This is a genomic window from Actinomadura sp. CNU-125, from assembly GCF_001942465.1.
Classification (GTDB): domain Bacteria; phylum Actinomycetota; class Actinomycetes; order Streptosporangiales; family Streptosporangiaceae; genus Spirillospora.
In genome coordinates this window covers 1-2,387 of the sequence record NZ_MKJY01000461.1, presented here as the reverse complement: position 1 = coordinate 2,387, position 2,387 = coordinate 1, and the positions used below count along the sequence as shown (strand labels likewise).

The following is a 2,387-nucleotide window of genomic DNA, read 5'->3' as shown; positions in this document are numbered from 1 at the left end:
GCGATCCGCTCCTCCGGATGGCTCGTGTCCAACGGCACGTACGCCGCACCCGCCTTCAACACACCCAGCAACACCGGAATCAACTCCGGCGAACGCCGCATCCGCACCCCGACCGGCGAACCCCGTCCGGCAAGCGCGTACGCCACACCGTTCGCCCGCGCGTTCAACTCCGCGTACGACCACGCCACACCGTCCGACACCACCGCGACCGCGTCCGGCGTCCGCGCCGCCCGCTCCTCGAACAGCCCGACCAACGACGCATCCGGGACCGCCCGCGCCGTGTCGTTCCACTCCCCCACCACGAGCCGCCGCTCGTCCTCCGACAGCACATCGACATCGCCCACCCGCACGTCCGGGTCCGCCGCGACCTGGTCGAGGACCGCGACGAGCCGCCGGACGAGCGCGTCGGCCGTCTCCGGGTCGAACAGGTCGGTCGCGTACTGGATCCCGCCTTCGATCCCGGCCGGGGCCCCGTTCTCGTCGCGGCGCTCGGACAGCGTGAGCGACAGGTCGAACTTGGCCGTCACGCTTTCGGCCGGCATGAGCGGACGCACGCGCAAGCCGGGCAGGTCGAGCGGGGCACCGGCCTCCGGGATGTTCTGGAAGGCCAGCATGACCTGGAACAACGGGTGCCGGGAGAGCGAACGGGCGGGAGCGAGGTCGTCGACGAGGCGCTCGAACGGGACGTCCTGGTGCGCGTACGCGGCGAGGTCGGTCTCGCGGACGCGGGCGAGCAGTTCGGCGAACGTCGGGTCGCCGCTCACGTCCGTCCGCAGCACGAGCGTGTTGAGGAACAGTCCGGCGAGGTCGTCCAGGGCGGCGTCGCCGCGTCCGGCGACCGGGGTGCCGATCGGGACGTCGTCGCCCGCGCCGACCTTCGACAGCAGCACCGCCACCGCCGCCTGCGCGACCATGAACATCGTGACGCCGTGCCGTCGGGCGGCGGCGTCGAGTCCGTCGTGCGTCCGGGCGTCCACCCGGATCGGGATCTCGGCGCCGCGGAACGAGGCGGTGGCGGGGCGGGGACGGTCGGTGGGCAGCGCGAGTTCTTCCGGCGCGCCCGCGAGGGCCTCCCGCCAGTGGTCGAGTTGGGCGGAGATCAGGCTTTCGGGGTCGCCGGGGTCGCCGAGGACCTCCCGCTGCCACAGCGCGTAGTCGGCGTACTGGACGGGCAGCGGCTCCCACTCGGGGGCCGCGCCGCCGACGCGTGCCGCGTACGCGGTCCGGAGGTCGGCTTCGAGGACGCCCATCGACCAGCCGTCCACCGCGATGTGGTGCGCCACGACGATCAGCGCCGCCTCCTGCGGGGACGACACGAGCAGCCGCGCCCGCCAGGGCAGTTCGCGCGCGAGGTCGAATCCGCGGGCGATCTGGTCGGCGGCGTCGTCGGCCAGCCGTTCTTCGGTGCTGTGCGCCACGTCGAGGCTCGGACGCGCCTTCGGTCCGTCCAGGATTCGCTGCCGCGGCACGCCGTCGACCTGCGGGAACAGGGTGCGGAGCGGCTCGTGGCGGGCGGCGACGTCGCCGAGGGCCGCCTCCAGCGCGGCGACGTCCAGGTCGCCCGAGAGCCGGAGCGCCAGCGGCACGTTGTATCCCGCGCCGACCCCGGCCTCTTCGAGCCGGTTGAGGAACCACATCCGCTGCTGCGCGTACGACAGCGGCACGACGGCGGGGCGCTCCCGGGCTGCGGTCAGGGCCGGGCGGACGCCCGCGCCGCGCGCCTCGTCCGCGAGCCGCGCGAGCCCCTCGACGGTCGGGGCCGCGAACAGCTCCCGGATCCCGATCTCGGCGTCGAGGACCCGCCGGATCCCGGCGATGAGCCGCATCGCGAGGAGGGAGTCGCCGCCGAGGTCGAAGAACGAGTCGTCCGCGCCGACCCGCTCGGCGCCGAGCACCTCGGTGAACAGGGCGGCGAGCAGTTCCTCCGCCGGGGTGGCGGGGGCGCGGCCCCCGCCGCCCCGGCCCGCGAGGTCCGGGGCGGGCAGCGCGGCCCGGTCGAGCTTGCCGTTCCGGGTGACCGGGAGCGCGTCGAGCGGGACGAACGCGGCCGGAACCATATACTCGGGGAGCCGCGCGGCGGCGAACGCCCGCAGGTCGTCGAGGTCCGGCCCGCCGACGACGTAGCCGGCGAGCCGTTTGACGCCGGGACGGTCCTCGCGTGCGACGACCACCGCCTGCTCGACCCCGTCGTGCGCGGACAGGACGGCTTCGACCTCCGCGGGTTCGATCCGGAACCCGCGGATCTTGACCTGTTCGTCGGCGCGTCCCGCGAATTCCAGCACGCCGCCGTCCGTCCAGCGGGCCAGGTCTCCGGTCCGGTACATCCGGCCGGTGACGCCGAACGGGTCGGCGACGAACCGTTCGGCCGTCAGGGCGGCACGCCCCGC

Annotated in this window: 1 protein-coding gene; it reads right to left on the bottom strand. The window is 74.6% G+C overall.

Annotated elements, in window-relative coordinates; genetic code table 11:
• Positions 1-2,387 (bottom strand): condensation domain-containing protein (locus tag BJF79_RS37600; protein ID WP_143220747.1); only part of this gene is annotated, 2,387 nt, incomplete at both ends.